The 26,651-nt window shown below is 57.1% G+C and carries 24 protein-coding genes and 2 pseudogenes; 13 read left to right on the forward strand and 13 right to left on the reverse strand.

Annotated elements, in window-relative coordinates:
* Positions 1 to 4: 4 nt before the first annotated feature.
* Complete coding sequence (gene yrfG / locus LJU29_RS26415; RefSeq protein ID WP_257111415.1) at positions 5 to 682, reverse strand: GMP/IMP nucleotidase; 678 nt, start codon at positions 680 to 682, stop codon at positions 5 to 7.
* A gap of 96 nt (positions 683 to 778) precedes the next feature.
* Here yrfG and nudE point away from each other — a divergent pair, with 96 nt between their 5' ends.
* Both nudE and cysQ read left to right on the forward strand, forming a co-directional pair.
* A complete protein-coding gene (gene nudE / locus LJU29_RS26420; RefSeq protein WP_003372295.1) occupies positions 779 to 1,345 on the forward strand; it encodes an ADP compounds hydrolase NudE in 567 nt (188 codons plus the stop codon).
* Complete coding sequence (gene cysQ / locus LJU29_RS26425) at positions 1,342 to 2,184, forward strand: 3'(2'),5'-bisphosphate nucleotidase CysQ (protein WP_005759664.1); 843 nt, start codon at positions 1,342 to 1,344, stop codon at positions 2,182 to 2,184. The genes nudE and cysQ overlap by 4 nt, the downstream gene beginning before the upstream one ends.
* Before the next feature lie 169 nt (positions 2,185 to 2,353).
* On the opposite strand, the gene LJU29_RS26430 is transcribed toward cysQ, so the two are convergent.
* The 5 genes from LJU29_RS26430 to rfbB form a co-directional block, all read right to left on the reverse strand.
* Positions 2,354 to 2,827 (reverse strand): YiiD C-terminal domain-containing protein, encoded by a 474-nt coding sequence (locus LJU29_RS26430; RefSeq protein ID WP_005759662.1) that lies wholly within the window; start codon positions 2,825 to 2,827, stop codon positions 2,354 to 2,356.
* Complete coding sequence (locus LJU29_RS26435; protein ID WP_257111416.1) at positions 2,814 to 4,199, reverse strand: sigma-54-dependent transcriptional regulator; 1,386 nt, start codon at positions 4,197 to 4,199, stop codon at positions 2,814 to 2,816. Before LJU29_RS26435 ends, LJU29_RS26430 begins: the two co-directional genes overlap by 14 nt.
* A complete protein-coding gene (locus tag LJU29_RS26440) occupies positions 4,196 to 6,013 on the reverse strand; it encodes a sensor histidine kinase (protein ID WP_054996741.1) in 1,818 nt (605 codons plus the stop codon). Before LJU29_RS26440 ends, LJU29_RS26435 begins: the two co-directional genes overlap by 4 nt.
* Before the next feature lie 164 nt (positions 6,014 to 6,177).
* Complete coding sequence (gene rfbC / locus LJU29_RS26445; protein ID WP_004654097.1) at positions 6,178 to 6,723, reverse strand: dTDP-4-dehydrorhamnose 3,5-epimerase; 546 nt, start codon at positions 6,721 to 6,723, stop codon at positions 6,178 to 6,180.
* 80 nt (positions 6,724 to 6,803) lie between these two features.
* Complete coding sequence (rfbB, locus tag LJU29_RS26450; protein WP_257111417.1) at positions 6,804 to 7,886, reverse strand: dTDP-glucose 4,6-dehydratase; 1,083 nt, start codon at positions 7,884 to 7,886, stop codon at positions 6,804 to 6,806.
* A gap of 240 nt (positions 7,887 to 8,126) precedes the next feature.
* On the opposite strand from rfbB, the gene LJU29_RS26455 reads away from it, so the two are divergent.
* The 4 genes from LJU29_RS26455 to LJU29_RS26475 all read left to right on the forward strand — a co-directional run bounded on the left by LJU29_RS26455 (position 8,127) and on the right by LJU29_RS26475 (position 15,457).
* Entirely contained in the window at positions 8,127 to 11,039 is a 2,913-nt protein-coding gene (locus tag LJU29_RS26455) for an aminotransferase (protein ID WP_257111418.1), read from the forward strand.
* Between the two features lie 481 nt (positions 11,040 to 11,520).
* Positions 11,521 to 12,399, forward strand: coding sequence for an N-carbamoylputrescine amidase (aguB, locus tag LJU29_RS26460; protein WP_004654103.1), 879 nt, complete (start codon positions 11,521 to 11,523; stop codon positions 12,397 to 12,399).
* Positions 12,400 to 12,404: 5 nt separating this feature from the next.
* Entirely contained in the window at positions 12,405 to 13,511 is a 1,107-nt protein-coding gene (gene aguA / locus LJU29_RS26465) for an agmatine deiminase (protein WP_005759649.1), read from the forward strand.
* A gap of 671 nt (positions 13,512 to 14,182) precedes the next feature.
* On the forward strand, positions 14,183 to 15,457 hold the full coding sequence (locus LJU29_RS26475) for an OprD family porin (RefSeq protein WP_005759645.1): 1,275 nt from the start codon (positions 14,183 to 14,185) through the stop codon (positions 15,455 to 15,457).
* A gap of 33 nt (positions 15,458 to 15,490) precedes the next feature.
* Here LJU29_RS26475 and LJU29_RS26480 read toward each other — a convergent pair whose 3' ends face one another.
* Complete coding sequence (locus tag LJU29_RS26480; protein WP_004667254.1) at positions 15,491 to 15,985, reverse strand: hypothetical protein; 495 nt, start codon at positions 15,983 to 15,985, stop codon at positions 15,491 to 15,493.
* A 159-nt stretch (positions 15,986 to 16,144) separates the two neighbouring features.
* Between LJU29_RS26480 and LJU29_RS26485 the strand changes: the two genes are divergently transcribed.
* From LJU29_RS26485 to LJU29_RS29800, 5 genes and pseudogenes are all read left to right on the forward strand, one after another.
* Positions 16,145 to 16,693, forward strand: a complete 549-nt coding sequence (locus LJU29_RS26485; RefSeq protein ID WP_016982663.1) for a GNAT family N-acetyltransferase — start codon at positions 16,145 to 16,147, stop codon at positions 16,691 to 16,693.
* Between the two features lie 100 nt (positions 16,694 to 16,793).
* Complete coding sequence (locus tag LJU29_RS26490) at positions 16,794 to 17,267, forward strand: GNAT family N-acetyltransferase (RefSeq protein WP_002551443.1); 474 nt, start codon at positions 16,794 to 16,796, stop codon at positions 17,265 to 17,267.
* Positions 17,268 to 17,410: 143 nt separating this feature from the next.
* Positions 17,411 to 17,650, forward strand: a complete 240-nt coding sequence (locus LJU29_RS26495; RefSeq protein ID WP_257111419.1) for a type II toxin-antitoxin system RelB/DinJ family antitoxin — start codon at positions 17,411 to 17,413, stop codon at positions 17,648 to 17,650.
* Complete coding sequence (locus tag LJU29_RS26500) at positions 17,640 to 17,930, forward strand: type II toxin-antitoxin system RelE family toxin (protein ID WP_005747800.1); 291 nt, start codon at positions 17,640 to 17,642, stop codon at positions 17,928 to 17,930. The genes LJU29_RS26495 and LJU29_RS26500 overlap by 11 nt, the downstream gene beginning before the upstream one ends.
* 112 nt (positions 17,931 to 18,042) lie before the next feature.
* A pseudogene (locus LJU29_RS29800) lies at positions 18,043 to 18,152 on the forward strand (GNAT family N-acetyltransferase); the annotation flags it as partial.
* A gap of 10 nt (positions 18,153 to 18,162) precedes the next feature.
* On the opposite strand, the gene LJU29_RS26510 reads toward LJU29_RS29800, so the two are convergent.
* Together LJU29_RS26510 and LJU29_RS26515 are read right to left on the reverse strand one after the other, a co-directional pair.
* Positions 18,163 to 18,900 carry a hypothetical protein gene (locus tag LJU29_RS26510; RefSeq protein WP_005746662.1) on the reverse strand — a complete coding sequence of 246 codons (738 nt, stop codon included), beginning with the start codon at positions 18,898 to 18,900 and terminating at the stop codon, positions 18,163 to 18,165.
* Positions 18,901 to 19,320: 420 nt separating this feature from the next.
* Positions 19,321 to 20,471, reverse strand: a protein-coding gene (locus LJU29_RS26515) for an IS3-like element ISPsy29 family transposase (RefSeq protein ID WP_257111420.1) whose coding sequence is annotated in 2 segments (ribosomal slippage) — positions 19,321 to 20,237 and positions 20,237 to 20,471 — 1,152 coding nt in all. Because the reading frame shifts where the segments join, the coding sequence is not laid out codon by codon here.
* Between the two features lie 190 nt (positions 20,472 to 20,661).
* Between LJU29_RS26515 and LJU29_RS26520 the strand changes: the two genes are divergently transcribed.
* Positions 20,662 to 20,916, forward strand: coding sequence for a hypothetical protein (locus tag LJU29_RS26520; protein ID WP_257111421.1), 255 nt, complete (start codon positions 20,662 to 20,664; stop codon positions 20,914 to 20,916).
* A 225-nt stretch (positions 20,917 to 21,141) separates the two neighbouring features.
* On the opposite strand, the gene LJU29_RS26525 is transcribed toward LJU29_RS26520, so the two are convergent.
* The 3 genes from LJU29_RS26525 to xopD form a co-directional block, all read right to left on the reverse strand.
* Positions 21,142 to 21,477, reverse strand: coding sequence for a type II toxin-antitoxin system RelE family toxin (locus tag LJU29_RS26525; RefSeq protein WP_257111422.1), 336 nt, complete (start codon positions 21,475 to 21,477; stop codon positions 21,142 to 21,144).
* A 78-nt stretch (positions 21,478 to 21,555) separates the two neighbouring features.
* Positions 21,556 to 22,536: an IS5-like element ISPsy2 family transposase gene (locus LJU29_RS26530; protein WP_054078085.1), complete on the reverse strand. Its 981-nt coding sequence runs from the start codon at positions 22,534 to 22,536 to the stop codon at positions 21,556 to 21,558.
* Positions 22,537 to 22,736: 200 nt separating this feature from the next.
* Positions 22,737 to 24,992, reverse strand: a complete 2,256-nt coding sequence (xopD, locus tag LJU29_RS26535) for a Ulp1 family type III secretion system effector isopeptidase XopD (protein ID WP_005760395.1) — start codon at positions 24,990 to 24,992, stop codon at positions 22,737 to 22,739.
* 181 nt (positions 24,993 to 25,173) lie between these two features.
* On the opposite strand from xopD, the pseudogene LJU29_RS26540 reads away from it, so the two are divergent.
* Positions 25,174 to 25,275: pseudogene (locus tag LJU29_RS26540) on the forward strand (helix-turn-helix domain-containing protein); the annotation flags it as partial.
* Between the two features lie 164 nt (positions 25,276 to 25,439).
* Here the strand turns inward: LJU29_RS26540 and LJU29_RS26545 are convergent.
* Positions 25,440 to 26,165, reverse strand: a complete 726-nt coding sequence (locus LJU29_RS26545; protein WP_257111423.1) for a hypothetical protein — start codon at positions 26,163 to 26,165, stop codon at positions 25,440 to 25,442.
* Between the last annotated feature and the right edge of the window lie 486 nt (positions 26,166 to 26,651).

Raw genomic sequence — 26,651 nt, forward strand, 5'->3', positions numbered from 1 at the left:
GCGTTCAGGCTGAAGGATGGAGCACGCCCTTGATCAGCTCCCGATAATCGTCCACCGCAGCGAACTCTTCGGTGTCTTTGGGGCCTTTCTGGCTGTTGGGCTGGCTGACGGCCAGCAAATGGGCTACACCAAAGTGGCGGGCGCTGCGCAGGATCGGCAAGGTGTCGTCGATAAACAGGCTGCGTGCCGGGTCAAACGCGGTGTCGGCCTTCAAGGCGTCCCAGAAATGCTGGCTCTCTTTGGGGAAGCCGTAATCGTGAGAGCTGATCAGGCGCTCGAAATAAGGCGCCAGCTCGATTCGCTCCATCTTCAGCGACAACGAATCGCGGTGCGCGTTGGTGATCATGATCACCCGTTTGCCCGCTTGCTTGATGGCGGCGAGAAAGGTCTCGGCGTCCGGGCGCAGTGCAATCATGTGCGCAATTTCGCGTTTCAGGTCGCGAACCGACAGTTTAAGCTCGGCGCTCCAGAAATCCAGGCAGTACCAATTGAGCGTGCCCGCGTTGTTTTCGAACAGCGGCTTTAACTCCAGCCAGGCCATGGCGAAACTGACGCCGTGCAGTTCGGCGTAGTGCTGCGGCAGGTGCTGCATCCAGAAGTGTTCGTCGTAATGCAGGTCGAGCAACGTGCCGTCCATATCCAGCAGGACGGTATCGATTTCGCTCCAGGGCATGGAAAGCATTCTGGCCTCGTCAGGGGTTGAGAGCGGGTAAGCATATCCGACACAGACATCGGGAAAAGCTCGGTATAGTACCTCGTTCATGTAAAGGAGCCTGTCATGCGTCAGAAACCTACCGTACTTGCCCGCGCAATCGTCGCCAGTAGTCGTCTGTTCCGCGTTGAAGAGCTGCAATTGCGCTTTGCCAATGGCGTCGAGCGGACCTATGAGCGTCTGGCCAGCAAAGGCACGGGCCCCGGGGCGGTGATGATCGTGGCCATGCTCGATGCCGATCACGCTGTGCTGATCGAAGAATATTGCGGCGGCACCGATGCCTACGAGCTGTCCCTGCCCAAGGGCCTGATCGAGCCGGGCGAAGACGTGCTGGCGGCTGCCAACCGTGAACTCAAGGAGGAGGCCGGTTTCGGTGCGCGTGAGCTGGAGCTGTTGACCGAGCTGTCGCTGTCCCCTGGCTACATGAGCCAGAAAATTCAGGTGGTGCTGGCCACCGACCTATACGAAGAGCGGCTGGAGGGCGACGAGCCCGAGCCGATCCGGGTTGACCGGATCAACCTGCGCGAGCTGTCGAGCCTTGCCCAGAATGCCCAGTTCAGCGAAGGCCGGGCGCTGGCCGCGCTATACCTCACACGTGACCTGCTGACCCAGCGTGGATTATTTCAGCCATGACCGATTCGTTGCACAACCTGCCACATCCGCTGCTCGCCCCGGTGATTGAACTGGTCCGCCTGGCGGGCGAGGTGATCCTGCCGTTCTGGCGAGCCAATGTCACCGTCACCACCAAGACCGACGACTCGCCAGTGACCGCCGCCGACCTGGCAGCCCACCAGGTTTTGGTCGAGGGCTTGCAGGCGCTTGATCCGAGCATTCATGTGCTCTCTGAAGAAGACGCCGACATCCCGTTCAGCGAGCGAGCGAAATGGGAGCGCTGGTGGCTGGTCGATCCGCTGGATGGTACCAAGGAGTTCATCTCCGGCAGTGAAGAGTTCACCGTCAATGTCGCGCTGATCGAGCGTGGCCGCGTGGTATTCGGCGTGGTCTCGATGCCCACCAATAACCGCTGCTACTTCGGCGGTGCCGGGCTGGGTGCCTGGCGCAGCGATGGCGTCGGTCACATCCAGCCGATCGCAGTGCGCACACAGCCTGGCGAAGGGCAGACCTTTACCGTGGTCGCCAGCCGCCGCCACTCCAGCCCGGAGCAGGAGCATTTGCTCGCCGGCCTGTCGAACGGGCTGGGCCATTTGCAACTGACCAACATCGGCAGCTCATTGAAGTTCTGCCTGCTGGCCGAGGGCGCCGCCGACTGCTACCCACGCCTGGCTCCGACCTCGCAATGGGACACCGCTGCGGCGCAGGGCGTGCTTGAAGGTGCAGGAGGCGAAGTGTTGCAACTGGACGGCCAGCCATTCAGCTACCCGGCGCGTGAATCGCTGCTCAATCCGTTCTTCCTGGCGTTGCCTGCCAACGCCGAATGGCGCGACAAACTGCTGGTGCTTGCGCAGTCCTGAGGCCGGCTTCAAGGCCTCTGCCCGGCGAGCGTAGGAGCGAACCGGGCGACGCTTCGCTTGCTCGCGAAAGGGCCGGTGAATCCACAGCAAATCCAGTGCTTGAAACGACGCCTTCGCGAACAAGTTCGCTCCCACAGGTCTGCGTCCAGTGCATCCACTGCGCGCAGCTTCACCGGTGCAATACAAACTGCCCGACAAAACGAACAGCCTGTTCTTCGCTGTCCTGCGCGGTAATGCTGGTGTGCAGGGTCATGCGGGCGCGGCCTCGGCGTTGGTAGGTGGTGATGAACTTGTCCCACAGCGCCAGCTCTGGCGCATCACAGCGGGCGATGGCGTCGGTGCGTACCGGCAGTGGATAACTGATCTGCCCGTCCTGAATCACAATATGCCCATCGCTGATCCCGGCCTCGCGTAGCCGCAGGTGCAGCCAGCCCCAGCCCGCCAGCACTGCGCCGCAATACAGGCTGCCGCCGAACAGCGTGTTCTTGTGATTGACGTTGGGTGCCAGTGGCAGGTGCAGGCGCAGTGTCTGGTTGTGCCAGTCAATCACGCGCATGCCCATTTCGCGGGTCAGCGGAATGTCGTGGTGCAGCACCTGCTCAAGTTCGCGGGCTGCGTCATGTTCAGGCTCAATCGTTGTCATCGGAAGCTCCGCTGCTGTCGCCAAACGTCAGGCCGTGTTTACGCAGTTTGTCGTGCAGGGTTTTGCGCGGCACACCCAGCGCTTCCGCCAGGCTGCGAACCGAGCTGTGCGGGCGAGCCAGCTCGGCGGCGATCAAGGCCCGTTCGAAGCTTTCCACCTGATCACTCAAGCCGCCGCCCGGCGGTGGCGCCTGCTCTGCATCGCCGCCCTCCAGCTCCAGCTCGAGACCCAGCGCAAAGCGTTCGGCGGCGTTTTGCAGTTCCCGGACGTTGCCCGGCCAGTTATGACGCAGCAACAGCGCGCGCTGGCCGGGCTTGAGTTCGTGCTTGGGAATGCCGTGGCGCATGCTCGCAGCATCAGCGTAATGCTCGAACAGCATCAGCGCGTCTTCGCCACGTTCGCGCAACGGCGGGATACGCAGCGAGGCCACGTTCAACCGGTAATACAAGTCCGCCCGGAAGCGGCCCTGATCAGCTGCCTGACGCAGGTCCTCCTTGGTCGCCGCGATGATGCGGATATCCAGCGGGATCTGCTGATTGCTGCCCATTCGCTCGACCACGCGTTCCTGCAACAGGCGCAGCAGTTTGACCTGGACATCCAGGCTCATGCTTTCAATTTCATCGAGGAACAGCGTGCCGCCGTTGGCAAACTCGAACTTGCCGATACGTCGCTTCTGCGCGCCGGTAAAGGCACCGGGTTCATGGCCGAACAACTCGCTTTCCACCACCGATTCAGCCAGCGCGCCGGCGTTGATCGCTACGAACGGGCCGCTGCGACGGTTGGACAGATCGTGCAGGGCGCGGGCCACCACTTCTTTGCCCGCACCGGTTTCGCCAAGGATCAACACGTCAGCGCGAGTCCCGGCCAAGGCTCCGATCTGTTCACGCAGACGCAGGATCGACGGTGACTGACCGATCAGACGTGTGCTCAATTGCTGGCGATCGCTCAGGGCCAGGCGCAGGCTGCGGTTATCCAGCACCAGACGGCGTAGCGCCAGAGCCCGGCGCACGCTGTCGAGCATGGCATCGCTGGCGAAGGGCTTTTCCAGAAAATCGTAGGCTCCGGCGCGCATGGCTTTGACCGCCAGCGGCACATCGCCGTGACCGGTGATCAGCAGCACTGGCAGGTCGGGGTCCTGTGCGTGAAGCTGGTCGAGCAGCTTCAGGCCATCCATGCCCTGCATACGGATATCGCTGACCACCACGCCTGGCCAGTCGCGGCCGATGCGTTCGGCCAGCCCGGTTGCCTCGGACAGCGACAGAACGTTCAGTCCAGCCAGGTCCAGCGTCTGGCGAAGTGCCTGACGCAGGTGCGAGTCGTCGTCGATCAGCACCACCTGAATCTGGCTGTCGATGGCTGTGTCCGAACTCATGCGGAAAGGTCCTCTGGCGGTTGAAGATTGGCCCCGGAAGCGCCGGCACGCAGGCGCAGGGTAAGCACTGCGCCGCCGCTCGGATGGTTGGCGAACAGCAATTCGCCACCCAGCGCGCGCATCAGCGTATCGCAGATGGCCAGACCCAGGCCAAGGCCCTGGGTGCGGGTCTTGGTCGTGAAGAATGGCTCGCGGGCCCGCGCCAGTGCTTCCTGAGAAAATCCGGGGCCGTTGTCACGAATGTACAGATTGACGCCCTCGGCAGTTTGCTCGGCACTTATCCACAGCCTGCGCGGCGGGCCTTTTTCGGTGAGGGCGTCCAGCGCGTTGGCGATCAGATTGCCGAGCACCTGACGCAGACGGGTTTCACCGGCCTGTACCCACAGCGTTGCGTCCGGCAGGTCTCGGATTAGCTCGACTTCCATGGCGCGCCGCCGCTTGGCCAGCAACGCCAGCGCATCGTCCAGCGCCGGTTGTAGCGCCACGCTTTCAGGGGCGTGCCGGTCTCGGCGGGCGAAAGCGCGCAAGTGAGCAATGATCGAGGCCATGCGCCCGGTCAGCTCGCTGATCAGCTTGAGGTTGCCGCGCGCGTCTTCGGTACGCTGATGATCAAGCAGCACTTCGGCGTTTTCGGCGTAACTGCGAATGGCGGCCAAGGGCTGATTCAATTCGTGGCTGATGCTCGCCGACATGGTGCCCAGCGCGGTCAGCTTGCTGGTCTGCACCAGTTCGTCCTGCGCCTGCACCAGTTCCTGCTGCGCCTGTTCGCGCTCCAGCACTTCCTGGCGCAGACGACTGTTGAGCCCTTCCAGATCGCTGGTGCGCTCGATAACCCGCATTTCCAGCTCGCGACGTGCCTTGGCTTCGAAGGCGATTCGGTCCAGATAATGGCGACGACGCTGCATCATCAGCCCCAGCAACAACATCAGCACCAGAAGCGCTGCGCCGCCAATTGCCACCACCGTGCGTACCTGGCGGTCGACAAGGGCGCGAGGCGCGAGAATGTTCACGTTCCAGCCGGTTTCTTCGATGGCCTGGGTCTGGGTCAGCCAGGCGTGCTCATCAATCCTCAGAGGCCGCGGGTCGCGGGTCGGGTAGGACTGGATCGCGACAATGGCCTTTTTCTCGTCATCGGTCAGGTCGCGGGTCGCCCGAAAGCGCCACTCCGGGTTGGAGGTCAGGATTACCACGCCGTTCTGATCGGTCAGCAGCAATTGCTCGGGCGTCTTGCCCCACAGTGTTTCGGTGTGGTCCAGGTCGACCTTGATCACCAGCACGCCGATCACCCGATCACCGTCGCGCACCGGGCCTGCGAAGAAGTAGCCACGCTTGGCCGACGTGGTGCCAAGGCCGAAGAAGCGACCGGTTCTGCCTGCCAGCGCATCGATGAAATAGGGTCTGAAGGAAAAGTTTCGGCCGATGAAGCTGTCCTTCTGCTCCGAGTTCGAAGCGGCCAGGGTCAGGCCGTTGGCGTCCATCAGGTACATGACGTCGGCACCGGTCTGGCGCGTTATCTCGCTGAGCAGACGATTGGCGTTTTTCAGGGTGGTGACGTCGCTCGGTGCGGCCAGTGCGCCGCGCAAGGCGGGCAGGTCGCCGAGAATCTGCGGCAGGGTTTCATAACGGTGCAGGGTGCCGAGCAGGTTGGCGACGTACAGGTCCAGGGTCTGGCGGTTCTGGTTGGCCAGCACGCTGCGGTAATAACGTTCGGCCAGATGCTCCAGCGGCCACAGCAGCGGTGCCAGGCACAGTGCCAGAAGGGCAAGGCTGCGCCAGCGAGGGCGGGGCGGCAGAGCAGCAGAAGTCATGGTCATCGATTGGCCGTCGCCGAAGGGTTGGCGATGCCTGCCGGCGACAAGGCCGGTACAGGCAACAGAAACACCCTGTCGATCCTGACGTGGGCATCAGGCGCGTATTATGCCCGCCGCCGACTCGTCAGGCACCCGGACATTGCGCCGGGTGGCCTGTGGTCATGTGTTCAGGGAAACAGATCGGCTTCTTTCAGGCGTTTGCCTTGCTGGTCTTTGGCCGACAGATTGGGCTGGCCGTCGAATTGCCAGTCGATGGCCAGGTCCGGGTCGTTCCAGGCGATGCAACGCTCAGCTGACGGCGTGTAGTAGTCGGTGGTCTTGTAGAGAAACTCGGCATGCTCGCTGAGTACTACGAACCCATGCGCAAAACCTTCCGGCACCCACAGCTGCCTGGCGTTTTCAGCGGACAGCTCAACGCCGACCCACTGACCGAAGTTCGGCGAACTGCGGCGAATGTCTACGGCCACATCCAGCACCTTGCCAACGGTGACGCGCACCAGTTTGCCTTGGGCGTTTTCGATCTGGTAATGCAGGCCGCGCAGCACGCCTTGCTGCGAACGCGAGTGGTTGTCCTGCACGAACTCACGGGTCAGGCCAGTAGCAGCCTGAAAAGCCCTGGCGTTGAAGCTTTCATAGAAGAAGCCTCGTTCATCACCGAATACCTTGGGTTCCAGAATCAGGACTTCCGGCAATTTTGTCGCTACTACGTTCACGTGGCTTCCCCTGCAATCTTCAATAAATGGTGGCAGCTCGACAGTCTGCACTCACGCGCGTCTGCCGAAAAGTAGGGTGATCAGGCAATCAGGTCCTTTGGGTCGGTGAAACCCAGTCGTTCGCCCTGATAACTGCCGTCCTGAACCCTGCGGCACCAGTCCAGGTTGTCCAGATACCACTGCACCGTCTTGCGCAGCCCGGACTCGAAGGTCTCTTCGGGCGTCCAGCCCAGGTCGTTGTCGATTTTGCTGGCATCGATGGCATAGCGCTGGTCGTGGCCCGGACGGTCAACCACGTAGGTGATCAGGTCGCTGTATTGCGCGACGCCCGTCGGGTGCTGCGGGGCCAGCTCATCGAGCAGCGCACAGATACCGCGGACGACGTCGATGTTTTTCTGCTCGTTATGACCGCCGATGTTGTACGTCTCGCCGACTTTGCCTTCGGTCACGACCTTGAGCAGTGCTCGTGCGTGATCCTCGACATACAGCCAGTCGCGCACTTGCAGGCCATTGCCGTACACCGGCAGCGGCTTGCCCGCCAGGGCGTTGAGAATCACCAGCGGGATGAGCTTTTCGGGAAAGTGGAACGGCCCGTAGTTGTTGGAACAGTTGGTTACCACGACAAGCAGGCCGTAGGTGCGATGCCAGGCGCGCACCAGATGATCCGACGCCGCCTTGCTCGCCGAGTAGGGCGAGCTGGGCGCATAGGGCGTGGTTTCGGTAAACAGATCATCGACGCCGTGCAGGTCGCCATACACCTCATCGGTAGAGATATGGTGAAAACGGAACGCCTGACGTTCAGCTTCCGGCAGTTTCAGCCAGTAAGCGCGCGTGGCTTCCAGCAGGCTGTAGGTGCCGACGATGTTGGTCTGAATGAACTCGGCCGGGCCATCAATGGAACGGTCGACATGGGACTCGGCCGCCAGGTGCATGATCGCCTGTGGTGCAAACCGTTCCAGCACCGCGCTGACGCTGGCCTGATCGCAGATATCGGCCTGAACGAACTCATAGCGCGTGTCGGTCGCAATCGACTGCAGGGATTCAAGATTGCCCGCGTAGGTCAGTTTGTCGAAGTTCAGAACTTCGTGTTCGGTGTTGTTTATCAGGTGGCGGATCAGTGCAGAACCAATGAAACCTGCGCCCCCGGTAACGAGTATTCGCATTAACTGACCTTCTTGTGTGTTTTGACGTAATAGCAGCATAGCGCTTGAGCGCATATGGCGAGATAAGGCCATTAAACCCGAGCAGGCGGTTGAATAAAACTCTGGCGGGCTTCCAACACTGAAGTACTCGTGCTGATGGGGAGTGCAGAGCAATCCCCCGTCAATGCCCTTATAGTTGCGCGACTGCCCATGACGCCTTGCTCGTCGAGCCCGGGCCTTCCAACAAGATCGAGGTTCTCCATGCCGCTTGCCACGCTCATCCGCCGGTCCAGTCTGCCTTGTCCCGAGGTGAGCGTGGATCAGGCGCTGCAATTGCTCGCGCAGCATTACGGCTTGAGCGGCACGCTGAAAGCGCTGGGCAGCCAACAGGATCGCAACTTTCTGCTTGAAACCGACACGCGGCGTTATGTGCTGAAAATCTGCCACGGGGCCTATTCGAGCACTGAACTGAACGCCCAGCACGCGGCGCTGCAACACCTGAGCAACCACAGCGCCGTTGGCGTGCCCGGCGTGGTTGGCGCCAATGACGGCGGGCAATTGTTATCCATCAGGATCGACGGGCAGGCGATGCACGTGCGCTTGCTTGAATTCATTGATGGGCAGTCACCGGGGCACGCCGGGCATCTGGGCCATGAGGTGGTGGTCGGGTTGGGCGAACTGTGTGCCCGTGTAGATCTGGCACTGGCAGGCTTCGAGCATCCTGGCCTGGAGCGCATTCTGCAATGGGACCCGCGCCACGCTCACGCGCTGATCAAGCACCTGCTGCCGGTGATCAAGGACGCCGACGCTCGCGCCTGTGTCATCGAGGCTGATGAACAGGCTCATCGTCGTTTGTTGCCATTGATAGCAGCGCTGCCGATACAGGCGGTGCATCTGGACATCACCGAGCACAACGTGGTCTGGCTGCGTGATGCACAGCGCCAATGGCAATTGCAGGGGTTGATCGACTTCGGCGATCTGGTCAGCACCTGGCGAGTGGCCGACCTGTCGGTGACCTGCGCGGCGCTGCTGCACCATGCCGACGGCGACCCGCTGTACATCCTGCCAGCCATTCGCGCCTACCACGCCCTCAATCCGCTGAAAACCGAAGAATTGCAGGCGCTCTGGCCGCTGATCGTCGCTCGATCCGCAGTGCTGGTGCTCAGCAGCGAACAGCAGGCCAGCATCGAGTCGGACAACGCGTACATCCAGGCCAACCTTGCCGGGGAATGGAACATCTTCGACGTCGCCACTTCGGTGCCGATGGCGCTGATGGAAGCGGCGATTCTGCAGGCCGTGGGTGTGGAGTTTCCGCCTGCCGGACAGCCCGCTTACCAGCCGATGCTGCCCGCTCTACAAGGGCTCAAGCCGACAGTGGTGGATTTGGGTGTGCTCAGTGAGCACTTTGTGGCAGGCAACTGGGAGCAAAGTGGCATTGACGAATACCTGCTCTCCCAGGCTGCGGGTGACGATGGCCTGGCGGCCAGCCGCTTTGGGGAATACCGGTTGTCGCGCACCTTGCCTGACAGCGCGAAGGAGCCCGAAACTTTCGCCCTGCACGTTGAATTGCATGTGCCCGCCGAAACGGCGCTGCATGCACCGTTCAACGGCACTCTGCGGCTGACCGCAGATGCGGCATTGCTGCTGGTCGGCGAGGGTATAAGTTTGAAGCTGTGGGGCGTGCTGCCGGATGCTTCACTGGCTGATCAAGTGTCAGCAGGCGCGCTGATCGGGCAGGGCGGTGGTTCGCTGTTGCTGCAACTGTGCACCACGGCAGACCTCAGCCCGCCGCTGTTCACCACACCTGCCTGGGCGGCAGCCTGGCGCACCGTGTGCCCGTCGCCGTCTACCTTGCTCGGTTTTGATTGTGACGCTCCAGCGCTCGCAGACGCCGCGCAATTGCTGGCGCGGCGTGATGCCAGCTTCGCCCGCTCGCAAAAACACTACTATCAGGCTCCGCCGCAGATCGAGCGTGGCTGGCGCAATCACCTGATCGACATGCAGGGCCGTTCCTATCTGGACATGCTCAATAACGTCGCGGTCCTCGGCCACGGCCACCCGCGCATGGCCCATGAAGCGGCTCGTCAGTGGTCGCTGCTCAACACCAACTCGCGCTTTCATTACGCGGCGATTGCCGAGTTCTCCGAGCGCTTGCTCAAGCTGGCACCCAAGGGCATGGACCGCGTGTTTCTGGTCAACAGCGGCACCGAGGCCAACGACCTGGCAATCAGGCTGGCCTGGGCCTACAGCGGCGGCCGCGACATGCTGAGTGTGCTGGAGGCGTATCACGGCTGGTCGGTGGCGACTGACGCCATTTCCACCTCAATTGCCGACAACCCGCAGGCACTCAGTACCCGCCCGGACTGGGTGCATCCGGTCACCGCACCCAATACCTATCGCGGGCCGTTTCGTGGCGCTGACAGTGCGCCGGAGTATGTACGCAGTATCGATCAGGTACTCGTCACGCTGGCAAAGCAGCAACGGCAGGTGGCGGGCTTCATCTGCGAGCCGGTGTATGGCAATGCGGGCGGGATTTCCTTGCCTGCCGGCTATCTGCAACAGGTGTATCAGAAGATTCGCGCTGCGGGCGGCGTGTGCATTGCCGATGAGGTGCAGGTGGGTTATGGCCGTCTGGGTCATTACTTTTGGGGCTTCGAAGAGCAGGGCGTGGTGCCGGATATCATCAGCATGGCCAAGGGCATGGGCAACGGCCATCCGTTGGGCGCGGTCATTACCCGTCGTGAGATCGCCGAGGCGCTGGAGGCCGAGGGCTATTTCTTCTCGTCATCCGGTGGCAGTCCGGTTAGTTGCCGAATCGGCATGGCGGTGCTGGATGTCATGGAGGAGGAGAAACTCTGGGACAACGCGCGAATCGTGGGCGACCACTTCAAGGCGCGGCTGCAGGCCCTGGCCGACAAACATCCGCTGGTGGGCGCGGTGCATGGCATGGGTTTTTATCTGGGCATGGAGTTGGTCCGCGACCGCCAGACCCTGGAACCTGCCACGGAAGAAACCGCGCAGCTTTGCGAGCGCCTGCGTGAACTGGGCATCTTCATGCAGCCGACTGGCGACCACTTGAACATCCTCAAAATCAAACCCCCGATGTGCACCACCTGGCAAAGCGTGGATTTTTTCGTCGATAACGTATCGAAGGTGCTCCACGAACTGGAATAGAGGACGCAGAGCGTCCAGAACGGCATACCCACGCGGAGCATGGGCACGATAGGTGGTGCCTGGGGGGCCATCGTTCCGCACGCACCAGCGGGGGAATGGCCACGATAGGTGGTGCCCGGGCACCCATCGTTCCGCATGCACCAGCGAGGGAATGGCCACGATAGGTGGTGCCCGGGCACCCATCGTTCCGCATGTACCAGCGAGGGAATGGGTACGATAGGTGGTGCCCGGGGGCCCATCGTTCCGCACGCTCCAGCGTGGGAATGCCGTTCGTGACGCTCCGCGTCACACTCAGCTTGGGGAATGGGCACTTTGATGGATTTTAAGTCGATTAATATCGGCAAAAATAATAAAATATAGTGAGCGTAACAAAATTTTAGCTTTTAATACCGATTTTTATCCGCTATAAAGGCGTTCATGATCGTCATCGCTCGTCTGCTATGGTGATAAGTCCTTTGCATCCGCCCCTGGAGATATTTTCATGAGCCGTATCGTTTCTGTCGCTGCTACCCAGATGGCCTGTTCCTGGGATCTGGAAGCCAACATCGAGACCGCTGAAAAGCTGGTGCGTGAAGCTGCCGCCAAGGGCGCACAGATCATCCTGATTCAGGAACTGTTTGAAACCCCGTACTTCTGCCAGAAGCCGAACCCGGACTATCTGCAGTTGGCGACTACTATCGAATCCAACGTCGCAATCAAGCATTTCCAGAAGCTCGCCAAAGAGCTGCAAGTTGTACTGCCGATCAGCTTCTTCGAGCTGGCCGGCCGTGCACGTTTCAATACCATTGCGATCATCGACGCAGACGGCACCAACCTGGGCATCTACCGCAAGAGCCACATCCCGGACGGCCCCGGCTACCACGAAAAGTACTACTTCAACCCGGGCGACACCGGCTTCAAGGTCTGGCAGACCCGCTACGCGAAAATCGGCGTTGGCATCTGCTGGGACCAGTGGTTCCCGGAGTGCGCACGCAGCATGGCGTTGCAGGGCGCAGAAATTCTGTTCTACCCGACCGCCATCGGCAGCGAGCCACACGACAAAACCATCAGCTCGCGCGATCACTGGCAGCGCGTGCAGCAAGGCCATGCCGGCGCGAACCTGATGCCGCTGATCGCCAGCAACCGTATCGGCAACGAAGAGCAGGATGGCTACGACATCACCTTCTACGGCTCGTCGTTCATCGCCAACCAGTTCGGTGAAAAAGTCGCCGAGCTCAACGAAACCGAAGAAGGCGTGCTGGTCCATAGCTTCGACCTGGACGAGCTGGAGCACATCCGTAGCGCGTGGGGCACGTTCCGTGATCGCCGTCCGAACCTGTACGGCGCGGTGAAGACCCTCGACGGTTCGCTGGAGTCCTGATCGCCATGACCACGCTCAATAGCACGCCACGCGCCGACGGTTTCCACATGCCGGCCGAATGGGCACCGCAAACCCAGGTCTGGATGGTCTGGCCCGAGCGCCCGGACAACTGGCGCCTGGGCGGCAAGCCCGCCCAGGCCGCCCACGTTGCGATCGCCAAGGCCATCGCCCGCTTTGAGCCGGTTACCGTGGCCGTGTCTGCCGCGCAGTACGACAACGCTCGTGCGCGGTTGGACATGCCGAACATCCGGGTTGTGGAAATGAGCAGCAACGACGCCTGGGTGCGCGATAGCGGCCCGACGTTCGTCATCAACGACCGTGGCGAAGTGCGCGGTGTGAACTGGGAATTCAATGCCTGGGGTGGCTTCGACGGCGGGTTGTATGCGCCGTGGAACCTGGACTCTCAGCTGGGCAGGAAGGTACTGGAAATCGAGCGCTGCCCGCGTTACGTCACCGAAGGCTTCGTGCTGGAAGGCGGCTCGATTCACGTCGACGGCGAAGGCACGCTGATTACTACCGAAGAGTGCCTGCTCAATCGCAACCGCAACCCGCACCTGACCCGCGAACAGATCGAAGCAATCCTCGGTGATTATCTGGCTGTGGATAAAGTTGTCTGGCTGCCAGATGGTCTGTTCAACGATGAAACCGATGGGCATGTGGATAACTTCTGTTGCTACATTCGTCCGGGTGAGGTGTTACTGGCCTGGACCGATGATCCCGAAGACCCCAACTATTCACGTTGCCATGCGGCGCTGAGTATTTTGGAAAACACACTGGATGCAAAGGGGCGCGCGTTTATCGTTCATAAAATGCCGATTCCCGGACCATTGTTCGCCACAGAAGAAGAATCTGCAGGCGTCGATCAGGTGCACGGCAGTCAGGAACGCAACCCTTCAGTGCGTTTGGCCGGGTCCTATGTGAACTTCCTGATCGTCAATGGCGGCATCATTGCGCCGAGTTTCGACGATCCGATGGACGAAAAGGCCCGGGAGCTCCTGCAAACACTGTTTCCAGAGCACGAAGTGGTGATGGCACCTGGCCGCGAATTACTGCTCGGTGGCGGCAATATTCACTGCCTGACGCAGCAGCAACCGGCCCCTCACAAGGCCTAGTTAGAAATAACTAGTAACATCCGATAAGGGGCAACTGGTCCCGTTCTTGCTGTATCAAGCCCATCACCCGATGGGCTTTTTGTTTTTACCTGTCGAGTAACATCCTGTAACAGATGCGCAGAGCGCTACCTCTGAAGCAGGTTGGTAAACGTTCGTTTTCTTAGCTTGACTGTCATATGGCGTGAGTAGATTTAGCCCCTCATGAAATCAAGAGGTTTTTGTTATGAACGCAGGTATGAACCAGCAGCGTGCTCGTGGTTTTTCTGCTTCTCTCAGTAACGAGGCCCGCCAGCTAGTGGCGGATTGGTTAAGGACGACCAGGCCCGCGAAATCCAGACCGGATGTTCGCGCAATGTTGTTACAGCGTTACCCGGCAGGCCTGTTCAACGAGGCCGAGCTCGAAGCGTTGCTCCGCGTGTTGACCGAGCGTGTTGATTGCTCCGGCAAACTTGGCTGAGCCGCTCTAGGCCGGCCATCTGCGTGTTTGACACCCCCATGCGTCGGGACTAGGATTCGCGTCCCACCGTCTGCGGCTCAATCCTGTACGTGCATCAGCAGTCCACTGCGATGAATTCGTGTCGCCTTCTATACTGCTTGTTCAGAGGCTGGAGGCCCCGATAGCCATTGGCTGTCGCTGCAGCGCGTGTCAATTCGCAGAAAAGGAAGACAAGATGCTTAACAAACGTATGGGCATGCTCGCTTTGGGCATCATCAGCGCCAGTCAGGCCATGGCCGAAGGGCAGACAGACTCAAAGGGTTTCGTCGAAGACAGCAGGCTGATCGTCAATCTGCGTAACGCCTACATCAATCGCGACTACAAGAACGACCGTGAAGACAAGTCCGAATGGGGCCAGGCTTTCATGGGCAACTTCGCGTCCGGTTTCACTCAGGGCACTGTGGGCGTCGGCGTTGATGCCTTTGCCCTGTACGGCATCCGTCTGGATGGCGGCAAGGGTCGCAGCGGCAATGGCGGCATCGACTTTTTCAAGCAGGGTGACAGCGGCGCTGCTGCCGATGACCTGTCCCGTGCAGGTGCGGCGGTAAAGGCCCGTATCTCCAATACTGTTATCAAGTACGGCGACCAGATGCCTCAGTTGCCGGTACTCAGTTATGACAATTCCCGTCTGCTGCCGGAAAGCTACACCGGCACCATGATCACCTCTAAAGAGATCGACGGGCTTGAAGTGGTTGCCGGGCGTTTCACCCAGGAGGCGCGTAAAAGTGCTGAGGGTCGCGACAGCGGTGATCTGAAAAGCATCAACGTCTACGGTGCCAGCTACAAGTTCACCGATGCATTCAGTGCCGCTTTCTACGCCTCTGACAACGAAGACGTGCTCAAGAAGCAGTACGTCAACCTGAACTACGTCTTTGCTCTGCCGCAAGATCAGTCGCTGACCCTCGACTTCAACGGCTACAAGACCAAGCTGGACAGGGACTTCACCACCAGCGATGCGCGTGACAACAAAATCTGGAGCCTGGCCGCTACCTGGGCTGTGGGCATCCACTCCTTCACCCTCGCACACCAGCGCAGCACCGGCGACATGGGCTACGCCTACGGTGGCTATCGCAACGATGGCGGCTTTGGTGATGGCGGCAACACCATCTACCTCGCCAACTCCTACTGGTCCGACTTCAACGGCAAGGACGAGCGCTCCTGGCAGGCTGCCTACGGCGTCGACCTGTCCGGCCTGGTCCTGCCCGGTCTGAGCTACAAAGCGGCTTATGTACGCGGCGACAATATCGACGACGGCACGCCTGGAAGCGGCGATGGCACCGAACGCGAGATCTTCAGTCAGCTGACCTACGTGGTTCAGAGCGGCCCGGCCAAGGACCTCTCGATCCGCCTGCGCAACTCGTTCCTGCGTGTCTCGGATGATGCGTTGGCGTACAACAGCGAAGGCAACGAGACGCGTATCTTCGTCGACTACCCGATCAACGTTTTTTGATGTGAGGGAGGCGGCCTGGCAAAAAAGGCCGCCTCAATCCGCAATCAACTGCACAAACACCGCGAAGCCGCCGAGGAATATCCAGAAAAAGCTGAACAGCCAAGGGCTGCGCTTGGAGAACAGCAAGGACTTTTTCGGCCCTGTTTCGCTGGATTCCCAGTCGCTGAACAGCGGTGAGTCGTCATAGGTCAGCCCGATGACGGGCTCGCTGAGCAGCAACTGAGACTGTTTGTGATGCCAGTGCTGGATGATGTCGCAAGCCGCCCGAATACCCGGCCAGGCGAACAGCGTGCTGAGCAGCCCCAGCAAGGCCAGCATCGGCGGCACCACCAGCGTGAACATCGCGCCCCATTCAGTGTTCATGTTCGCCATGGACGACGCGTAAGCAATCACCAGAAACGACTGTGCTGATAAATAGGCGTTGGTGCGGTTGGACAGATTGGTGGTTTCGTAATGAATTTCGCGTCGATAGAAATCCAGCCGTTCCTTGGGCGAGCCAAACAATTTGACCTGCTGCTCATCCACCACGCTTTGGGGTGTCTGATCCGTAATGATTCTGGGCACTGGCGTTACCGATTTGTAAAAGATGCTGGATAGACTCCCTTGTGCATCAAGCAGTTCGACTTAATCCCCGGCATACGGGACCATTCATCCTGTGAGCACTGTTCGACGGAGAGGGACATAGTCATGACTAACACCCCCACGCTGTACACAGACCGCCTACTGCTGACGCCCCTGAAGCTAGAGGATGCGCCAGCTGTCCAGCAGCGTTTCCCGCTATGGGAAATCGTGCAGTACCTGAACAACCGCGTTCCCTGGCCTTACCCTGAGGACGGTGCGCTGCGCTACATTCAGGACGTTGCGCTGCCAGCCATCGCAAGCGGCACCGAGTGGCACTGGATGATCCGCCTACACAGCGCGCCCCAGGAGATCATCGGCAGCATTACCCTCATGACCCACCGCGGCAACAACCGCGGCTTCTGGCTACACCCGGACTGGCAAGGCAATGGCTACATGAAAGACGCCTGCCGTGTGGTCAATCGACAGTGGTTCGAAGTAATGGGTATGCCCGTGATGCAGGTACCCAAAGCAGCCCCGAATGAGGCCTCGCGGCGTATTTCGATCAACGAAGGCATGCGCATAGTGAGCACGCACGAGGGTGAGTTCGTCAGCGGGCGGTTCGAAGTGGAAGTCTGGGAGATGACGCGGGAGGAGTGGTCGGCGCGGGGGCTGTAAACAGCCACTTCGAACATCTGACGTAGAGGCCGACCGGGCACTAATCTGTTGCCAAAACCACGAGCCCAGTGATATTCCCGATAAACAGAGGGCGACCCGAATGCCGTTGACCCGCAAGACCGAGCCCGACATTACCCTGGTAATGGTCCAACCCGAAGACTTCGAAACCTTGGTGGCCATACGTATCGAAGCCATGCGCGAAAGCCTCGAGCGCGTTGGCCGGTTCGACCCGGTGCGCGCCCGAGAGCGTTTTCGTGAAGGGTTTTCTGCGCCATGCACACACTACATCCAGGTAGACGGCAGCAAGGTCGGCTTTATGGTCGTCAAACCGACCAGCGATGGCCTGTTGCTGGATCACCTATACATCAAGCCCGCCTTTCAAGGGCAGGGCATTGGTTCTGCAGTGCTTCGGCAGGTGTTCGCGCAAGCAGACGCAACCGCCTCGACAGTACGGGTAGGCGCCTTGAAAGACAGCGACTCAAACCGCTTCTACATTCGCCACGGTTTTCAGCTCGTTGAGAGCGGCGAGTTCGACAACTACTACCTCCGCCCGCAACGTCTGCCGATGTGCTGACGGGTTGGAATATTAATCCGCAGTTGTCGTTTTTGGCTGATCAGCGAGAGCGTAGGGATCTAAATGATCTTTACAGCTGCTTGCAAAAATGGCCACTTTGCCTCACTGTAAATACAAATGTCATTACACTGGAGGATGCCCACATGGCGTCTATCAACGTTCGTATCGACGACGGTCTCAAAGCGCGTGCTTACCTCGAGCTGGAAAAGCTTGGCGTCACCCCCTCGGAGTTGCTGCGCCAAACCCTGCAGTACGTAGCTGAGCGTGGTCAGCTACCCTTCAAGACGGTTCTGATGACAGAGGAAGACGAAGCGCTGTTGGCAACTGTGCGCGAGCGCCTTGCAGCTCCGCAGCGGGTCAAGGTTTCACTGGATGACCTATAACCTCGAATTCGATGCGCGGGCTCTAAAGGAATGGCACAAATTAGGAGATACCGTGCGTCAGCAGCTCAAGAAAAAGCTGGCTACGATTCTGGTTGCTCCGCGTGTTGAAGCCAATCGTCTGCATGCATTGCCTGACTGCTACAAAATCAAACTGCGCAGTAGCGGCTATCGGCTGGTTTATCAGGTTATTGACCAAGAGGTTGTGGTCTTCGTGGTTGCGGTAGACAAGCGTGAACGGGAAGAGGTTTATCGCAAGGCGACGGAACGGCTGGGTAGGTAAATCAGGGCCGCGTTGTTGCGTCCTGACTGAGCATGCCGCCTGTCGCTGGATAGTCCCTACATCATTTTGATGCTTCGCCAGTTGCAACCGAATCAAGATTCCGCACCGACGCCTTGAAGAAAGCGACTCCAACCGCTTCTACATCGGCACGGTTTTCAGCTCGTTGAGAGCGGCGAGTTGGATAACTACTATGTCCGCCCGCAACGGCTGACCAGTCGCTGACTGGTGTTGATCAACCCTCAGTGGCGGCCTTTTTGGCCGCACGTGCAGCGAGCATCGCCGCTTCCGTTTCCTGGGTGTGCAGCTCACCTTTGTACGCCAGTTGATTGAAGAACATGCCGTCGATCTGATCTTTCGATGGCGTCGACGTCTTGGGAATAAACAACGCGCCCAGATCCAGCGAGCTGGCGAAGTTCTCTTTGGTCAGGTTGTACCGTCCCAGATAACTGCCGCTCCACGGTGAATCGGCATCGACCATATCGATAGCCGTCTCCCGGTAGGTGGCGGCTGCAGCTTTCAGCCCACTGGACGCATTCAGCAGCGTGTTCAATTGCTGAGTGTCCGCATCGCTCAACTCACCGGAACTGTTGGTCGCCTTCAGATTGCCGTTTGCCTCAATCGTGAAGCCAAACTTCTTGCTGGCCAGATCCGGATAGACAGACGCCAGCGTCGACTTGAACGCCTCGTACGAAGTCTTCAACGCCTCTGTAGAGTTACTGTGCTGCGCCGCCTTCTGCGGGAAGTCAGGCGACTGCGAACGGCCTATCCAGGTATCAACTGCTTCCATCGGCTCAGTGGTTGCAGGCACTTCGGTACTCGGGTGGTAAACAACGGCAGGCGTGTTAGCGGCAGCGTTCTTCAGCGCTTCTTTCTGCGCGTCGGTGAGCGGCTGCGGCGTGAGCGTGATGCCGGAATTGGGCAGGGTGATGGTGGGAGAGGTGTTGTTGCCGGGGGTTAGTGAGATAACCATTTCATCGATCCATGATTGCGGGGTGTAAGGAGGGTATCGACGGAGTGGGGGGGAGCTTTAGGGTAATGGCTGGGGTAATGTGTTCAGGTTGTTACAGTGAGCTTTGCCTCGTTAGCTTTTCTTTCCCGATAGCCCTTGATGGATCGTGACCTGCTCAAGGCCATGCTTACAGGAAACCTCCGTCACGCTGAAGGGAGGTTTGAATTACGTGGATTGCTGCAATCTGACGTCATCACCGAGCGCATCCACTTTTCGTAAGGCGCTTGGGGTATGACATGCATACCAAGCGGATCACGTAGGCAAGATCAACGGCTCTTTATCTTGTAGCCATCAATCGGAATATCTTCTGTGCGCTCATACAGTGGGGCATCGCTGAATGTGGCTTGTTCAAATGCTTGTGTATGAATCGCCCCGGATTCTCTAGACACCTTGCAAGCTCATTGCGTAACGTTTTTCAAACTCTACCGGTGACAGCTGATTGTTGAAACCATGGCGGCGTTTTGGGTTGTAGAACATCTCGATGTAATCGAACACATCACTACGAGCATCTTGCCGTGAGGTGTAGATTTTCCGCTTGATTCGTTCCCGTTTCAGAAGCTGGAAAAAGCTCTCAGCCACGGCGTTGTCATGACAATTGCCTCGGCGGCTCATGCTGGCAACCAAATTGTTTGCCTTCAAAAAACTGCGCCAATCGGAGCTGCTGTACTGGCTGCCCTGGTCGGAGTGAACCATCACCTCTTGTTTCGGTTTTCGCCTCCAAACCGCCATCAATAACGCATCAATGGCCAAATCACTGGTCATCTGCGACTTCATTGACCAGCCAACGACCTGACGAGAAAACAGATCCAGCACCACCGCCAAATACAGCCAGCCTTCATACGTACGAATGTAGGTGATGTCGGTGACCCAAACCTTGTTGGGTTCCACGACATCGAACTCGCGCTTCAGTAAATTGGGTGAGGCGACCGCTGGCTTACCGCCGTACTTTCCAGGGCGACGTCGATACCCTGTCTGAGAGCGCAGACCTTCAAGACGCATCAACCTCGCCACACGATGCCGACCACAATCTTCACCGACCTCGCGCAGGTCGTCATGGATTTTGCGATAGCCATAAACTCCGCCGCTCTCCAGCCACGAGTGCTTGATCAAACCCAGCAATCGCTGGTCGTCTTTAGCGCGTGCAGATTGCGGCTCAGACAACCAAGCGTAATAACCACTGGGATGGACTTTCAGCGTCAGGCAAAGCCGTCGAATGGAGTAGTCGCCCGCGCGCTGCTTGATAAAGGCGTACTTCAGCCGCACTCCTTGGCAAAGTACGCGGCGGCCTTTTTTAAGATGTCTCGCTCTTCAGTGACCCGCTTGAGTTCCGCTCGCAGACGACGCAGTTCAGCGTGCTGATCATCGTCTTGCTGCCGTTCTGCCTGAGGTTTGCTGTAGCGCTTTATCCAGGCATAGAGGCTATGCGTCGACACGCCAAGACGCGCCGCCACATCAGCGACAGGCAGCTTCTTTTCGGTCACTTGATTGACCGCTTGGATTTTGAATTCTTCGGAATAACGTGGGTTGCTCATGGCACCTCCTGATTGGCCTCAGTTTAAGGCATGGAGGTGTCTACGAAACCCGGGGCGATTCAGTTCAAGGAAAGCGGTGGCATGCATTCAAAAGAATATGCAGAGATCCTTGTTGAGGTGAAAGCGGCAATCGTAAGGCTCAGTAAGTAACCGAGTTATTGCGTTAAATTGTAAAATATGGAGGTTAGTCATGGGAGCTATTCATTTTATCCGCGCACCGGATTACCGGTTTGACATTCTGCGGTTACAGCAAGCTAACGCATTGATGAGATCCGCTAATCGGGCTGTGGCTTTCGGTGATGATATTGAGCTAGCTAGGCTAGGATTTGTAGCCGAGCATCGAGAAGAGCTGATGCGGGGTGGTGGCTTTCATGAACGACTTTTCCGCGCAAACTATCAGACGATTTCTCATTTGCGTCGCCACGGAGGCAAGCATGTTCACTAATGCCGTACCACCGCTGTCGATCGCTGGTGGGGTATTAAGGGGCGAATAGAGAAAACGGAAAAAATCGTACGCTAGCGTGAATTTTGTCAGGTTGAGGTCATAGACGTTGACGGCGATCCGTCAGGAAATACAGTAAATCGCCCTAGTCTGAAGCGGTGCCGGTGAGCGACCTGACGCCGGGTTGAGGTGTACTTCAACTGGACGCGACAGTGGGTTACGTTGGTTTCAGCGGTAAACTTCTCGACGGTTGCCAAGCTGTACAACCAGTATCCGTAAGGCGCCGTCCTGTATCTCGCAGATTACCCGGAAGTCTCCTACGCGATACCGCCACAAACCACCCAATGGGCCTGTTAGCGCCTTGCCAGTAGTTCTAGGATCGTCCCTGCTGGACACCCGCTCATCCATAAAGTCAAGAATGCGCTTCGCTGACTGCTTGTCGAGCTTCCGCAACTGTGTTGCGGCCGTGTCGGTGTAATCAATCGTCCAGGCCAAGGGAAGGTCTGAAGTAGCCGGATGTTTTCCGGCTACCGAGTCCTCAGCACTTTTCAAAAAACGATGCATGTCGAAATTTGCTCAATTATCTTCGCTTTTTAGCTCTTTCGGCCGCTGCAAAGCCTTTTGCGGTAACCATTTCCTGCATTACACGCGCACCTCTCCTGCGCTCGCCAACAAATGTCGGCGGGCCATCCACAGGTTTGACAGGGCGAACAACGTCACCATCTGCGCGGTGTTCTTGGCCAAGCCCCGAAAGCGCACTTTTTCATAGCCAAACTGGCGTTTGATGACCCGAAACGGATGCTCGACCTTGGCGCGAACCTGGGCCTTGGCCTTCTCGATTTTGCGGATCGCCTTGTACAAAATACTGCGTTTTCCATGCTTTTTGTAAGTGCTGCGGCGGGCGGCAATCTGCCAAATGACCTTGCGCCCAGCGTGTTCTTCGCGCTTCTCGACCCCGGTGTAACCTGCGTCGGCGCAGACTACGTTTTCCTCGCCGTGCAGCAGTTTGGCAACCTGCGTGACGTCTGCCACATTGGCCGCTGTTACTACCACGCTGTGCACCAGGCCTGACTCGTCGTCGGCGCCGATGTGAGCCTTGGCGCCGAAATAGTACTGGTTACCTTTCTTGGTTTGATGCATCTCAGGATCGCGTTTGCCATCCTTGTTCTTGGTCGAACTGGGCGCGTGAATCAGCGTGGCATCGACGATGGTGCCTTGACGCAACGACAAGCCACGGTCGCCCAGATAACCATTAATTACGCCGAGAATCCCGGTCGCCAACTCGTGCTTTTCCAGCAGACGACGGAAGTTGAGAATGGTGGTTTCGTCTGGAATTCGCTCCAGGCTCAGGCCTGAAAACTGACGCAGGATGGTCGTCTCATACAGCGCTTCTTCCATCGCCGGATCGCTGTAGCCGAACCAGTTCTGCATCAGATGAACACGCAGCATCGCCATCAGTGGGTAGGCGGGCCGGCCACCTTCTCCTTTTGGATAATAGGGCTCAATCAGGGCAATCAAACCTTTCCAGGGCACCACCTGATCCATCTCGATCAGGAACAATTCCTTACGGGTCTGCTTGCGCTTGCCGGCATACTCGGCGTCGGCGAAGGTCATCTGTTTCATCATCGAAAAGCTCGGCGACTGGTGTCCGGAGATTTTGCCAAATTAGGAAGTCTTTTTCAGAGTTTCCCTAGGTCAATCGTCCGCGTTGGAACTCAACGTAAAACCGGGAGCATACAAGGGGACGCCTGAGAAAACGGATTTTAAAGTACTTTAAGCTGATTTCAGTCGTCGTAATGGTCGAAATCTTCCTCCACAGCGCACTATTCGGTTCGTTTCAATATCTCGACGACATGATCCCGATTTGGTCTAACTCCTTTGAGGTCCATACCTTCAGGTTGAAATATCTGGCCACTAACCGTCCTGCGCGCTAATGCCTCAATTCCAGTGAGAACATGGTCAGCGCACGAGTATGTGTCTCTCTGCCGAGCAATCGGCATGCCCATTGGGGCATTTGCTACACCCATACTCATTGCTATTCGTCTTGCCAAGAAGTACTGAGATGTATTAGTGGCGAGATGGGCTGTCTCGGGGGAAACCATTGAGTCATAGTGAAAGGCTTGTCCTGTTTGTCTATTGACGCAAAGCAGCGACCAGTGCTGATTATTATTATTTACAGGCATTAGCAGAATCGGTGGCGTATTGCGGCCTGTGAGATGAGGAAGAACTTCATTGCGTAGCCGTTGGTCTCCTTCTACCAAAAGTCGAACTTGTTGAGGATCAACGAAATTCAGTAGAGCCGCCCGAGGGTGACCTTGCAATTCTGCCTCAACGTATCTAGTGTATCTAACGATGTCACTGTCCCAAAGCCAAGGATCGTTAGCCAAACGTTGGATAATGTCAATGGTAGCCCTAGACGATGAACTGTCCACATCTAAAACTTCATGCTGTTGAGAGGGACCTGTGACGTCCTGGTAAGATAAGGAATTGATTGAAGAAAGATCGCCAAATATAGAGTCCGACATTTCTGTATCAGGCTGCTGTAAAGGCCCGGTTATTGCCTGCGGCGTATCTGGATCCCAGCCCCAACCTGACCAATCTGAATTTGGCAACGTAACAGATGAGTGCTCAAGTTGGGCTGACCACGAGTCTTGAGGTACCAGGGGCCAACCACTCAAAGGTGTGGGCGGAAACATTGAAGAATAGGAGGATTTCGCTGGTGAATCAGGGTACTGGTTTACGGATCCCCCCGAAGCGGATGGCTCCGCTCCACCTTGGCTTTCAAGCCAAGACGGATGCAGGCTCAATTGGCTGAAGCCGGTAAAGCCGGAGACATGGTGGATGGAATCAGTCTGGGAGTCGGCCACCATTTGCCGAGCTCGACGTAGTGTTGTTCTCATAGTCCTGGCAAAGCTCGCGCTCTTTGCATGCGTATAGAGATCCAATTCGATATCCAAGCCTTCGTCCCTGTTTTGAAGACGGGACGCCAAGGATATCGGCGCGTGCCTTTCCTGTTGCAGCCAAGCACTAAACGAACGCAATGAGCTTGCCTGCACGGAGGCGCCATCTTCTTTACCGCGACGGTTAACCTTCCCGCCATATCCCTGCTTTCTCAACCAAACTGCAAATCGCTCACTGAGTAGCCGATCGGCCTCTGGAAGCACACGGGTGTTTCTCTTGACGGCATACACCTTAACTCCTGTAAGGTCAAAGTGTCGCAGATGCTTCAGTGCCGGAACCAGCTTGTCACGGCCCGTTGCTTCTTTGGTGTACATTCTAGCCAGGGCTGTCAAATGGCCCGAGTGCAGGCTATCCTCTTCGCACAACCCTTGTTCGCCCCTTTCACCGAGCCATGTGCTAAAGCGTTTCAAGTGATCTAAGTAACCTTTAGAGGTCACATCATCTTCGGGAAAAGCCTCACTGATTAGCCATTCATCTTCATTTGTAATTTGAATAGACTTCCGATCGAAGCCCTGGATAGTCACCGCTCCACTTTTGTTAGTGACCGACTCCCTAAGATAGTTCAATACCGTTAATGGAAAATGCCATTTTTGCGTCCGCGCTACAAATTCTTTTAGGTCCTCCGCTAGTCCATCATCAAACAGCCGGGCATGCAAACCAGGCTTGCCGGCCATCCTGAGCCAAGTGCTAAACTTAGTCAGGGTTTTTTTGTAAATTAGCACGGTGTTCTCGTTACTCTCACCAGCGTCGGCGCTTATATGAAACCTTGCGATGAGTTCCTCATCCTCCGGATATGGATTTTTTCTGCCGCCATTTCTAAACGATATATTTTCAAGGTGTTCGGGAACAGAATGCATCCCTGCTATTATCTCTGGCGTTTTTGAATGCACGTGCTGAGCATAAGCCTGTATTTCTGCTTGTTCAACTAGATGTCGGCCGCGGTATTCTTCTTGCTGAATGAGGTGCCGATGACTTTTCTGCCGGTCCTGTGACTCTATACCCTCGGCATGAACTGTCAAAGTGCTATCGAGTGGAGGGAGTTCTTCAGTTCCGATTTGCGCCTCTTGGAGTCTCCGGTATGCATCTAGATTGTTGCTCCAGTTGTTAAAGTTCCACATTGGATTATCCTTAAAGTCAAAGGTTTTAGCAAAAACCGTTCAGATTTAAACTATCACATACCGCATTTCATGCCAATGAGATACCACTAAAACCCGGTAATTGAATTATAGTTTTCTACTCAAAAGGAAAGGCGGCCGCAAAAACTGAGTGCAACACCCCTACCTCAGGTAAGGTGCGGCAATGTCTTATACCGAACTCAGCATAGAAGAACGCGTCGCCATTCAAATCGGACAATACCGAGATCTCAGTCAGCGAGAGATTGCTCGTCTGCTGGGGCGTAGTTGTAACGACCTGCAATCGAAATGGCCTCGACCTGCCCCCATCCGCTTCGACCTGCAATCGAGCACAGCCGACCAGGATTAATTGCGACTGAAGGCTGTCGACTGTGGCAACTATCGAGCTTAAATTCCTATCTTTTTTCGACACAACCTGACAAATCTATAGAATTAATCCTCAGGAAAAAGAACTTCGTCTGGTTTTATACGTAAGTGACCAGTGAACTCGAACTGGGTCGTGTCTTTTTTTAGAAAGTGACTAAGCGTTCGAACAGAACATCCTTTCGCATCCACTTTTAATGCCCCACTCAAAGGAGTTCCCACGTTTTGGGCCGCTGCCTGATAAGCAGCAAGTACAAGATGAGAACAGAACGCGCAGTCTTCCCCCCACTTTGGATTGGATTCGAACGCGTCTTTCCCATATTTTTTTGCAGAGGCTATGGCTAATGGGCCAAAATTTGAGAAGCGAGTGACAGACTTAGCGGACTTAATTGCATTGTAAGGTATTTTTCGTTCGCTTGCCCATGACATGGCTGACTGCGCTGCCCAGTCACCTATATTTTTGTCTTTAGGCCGGTAAACCTGATAAAGGCCCTTGCGCAAGGCGGTGTCCATTATACCGCCGCCGCGCATTTCAACAACTTCACTCTCCCCCTTCCCACCACGCTCGGTTGAAACTGGATTTTGGGGATTTCGAGTCCACAATATTGCGTGAACCGCACTGGCTTTACCTAGATTATTCCTCAGCATAGACAGACCTTCAAGTTTTTGGCCTGCAATAATAATTTTATGCAGCTTCTCGGTATCATGTGGCTCATCGATCAGAAGCAAAATATCGCCTGGAATAAGATCGGCTTTCTTTACATTTGGCCTTTGTGGACTCAGCATGACGCTCATAACTCGTGCGTTTTCAGCGGGTTCCGTTGACACTGATGCTTGGGAGCCGACAGGCGAGCTGATTGAAACCCTTTCCTCGCCGAAAGAAAACCTCCCTTGCTCTTGAGCTGGGTTATGCTCAGACATTGTGTTCTGTTGAATGCTAAAAGGCGTACCACCTTGTATTCTCATCATCATTCCTGCCTGTGTAAGTATTAATTTAAAAGCTATTTATTGAATATCTTGCAAAAGATCAAATTAGACGGCTAGTGAGCTACAGGCTTGTTATGGCATAATCTGCTTTAGCACATTCTCCATCTTGGATTTTTACTTATGTGGTCAGAACCCCTCGATCGGTTCCACATAAAGCAGTCTATTGAATAAAATATATTTTACTGGCTATGGTCTGAGCTCTAACTGCAAACCTTTATTTTTAGACGGCGGTTGCAGGGGCAGAATGCAGCACAGTAACTGAATTAAAGTTTACGTAGCATGTTGCATGCTAAT

This window comes from Pseudomonas ficuserectae (assembly GCF_024584585.1).
In the GTDB taxonomy this organism is placed as follows: domain Bacteria; phylum Pseudomonadota; class Gammaproteobacteria; order Pseudomonadales; family Pseudomonadaceae; genus Aquipseudomonas; species Aquipseudomonas amygdali.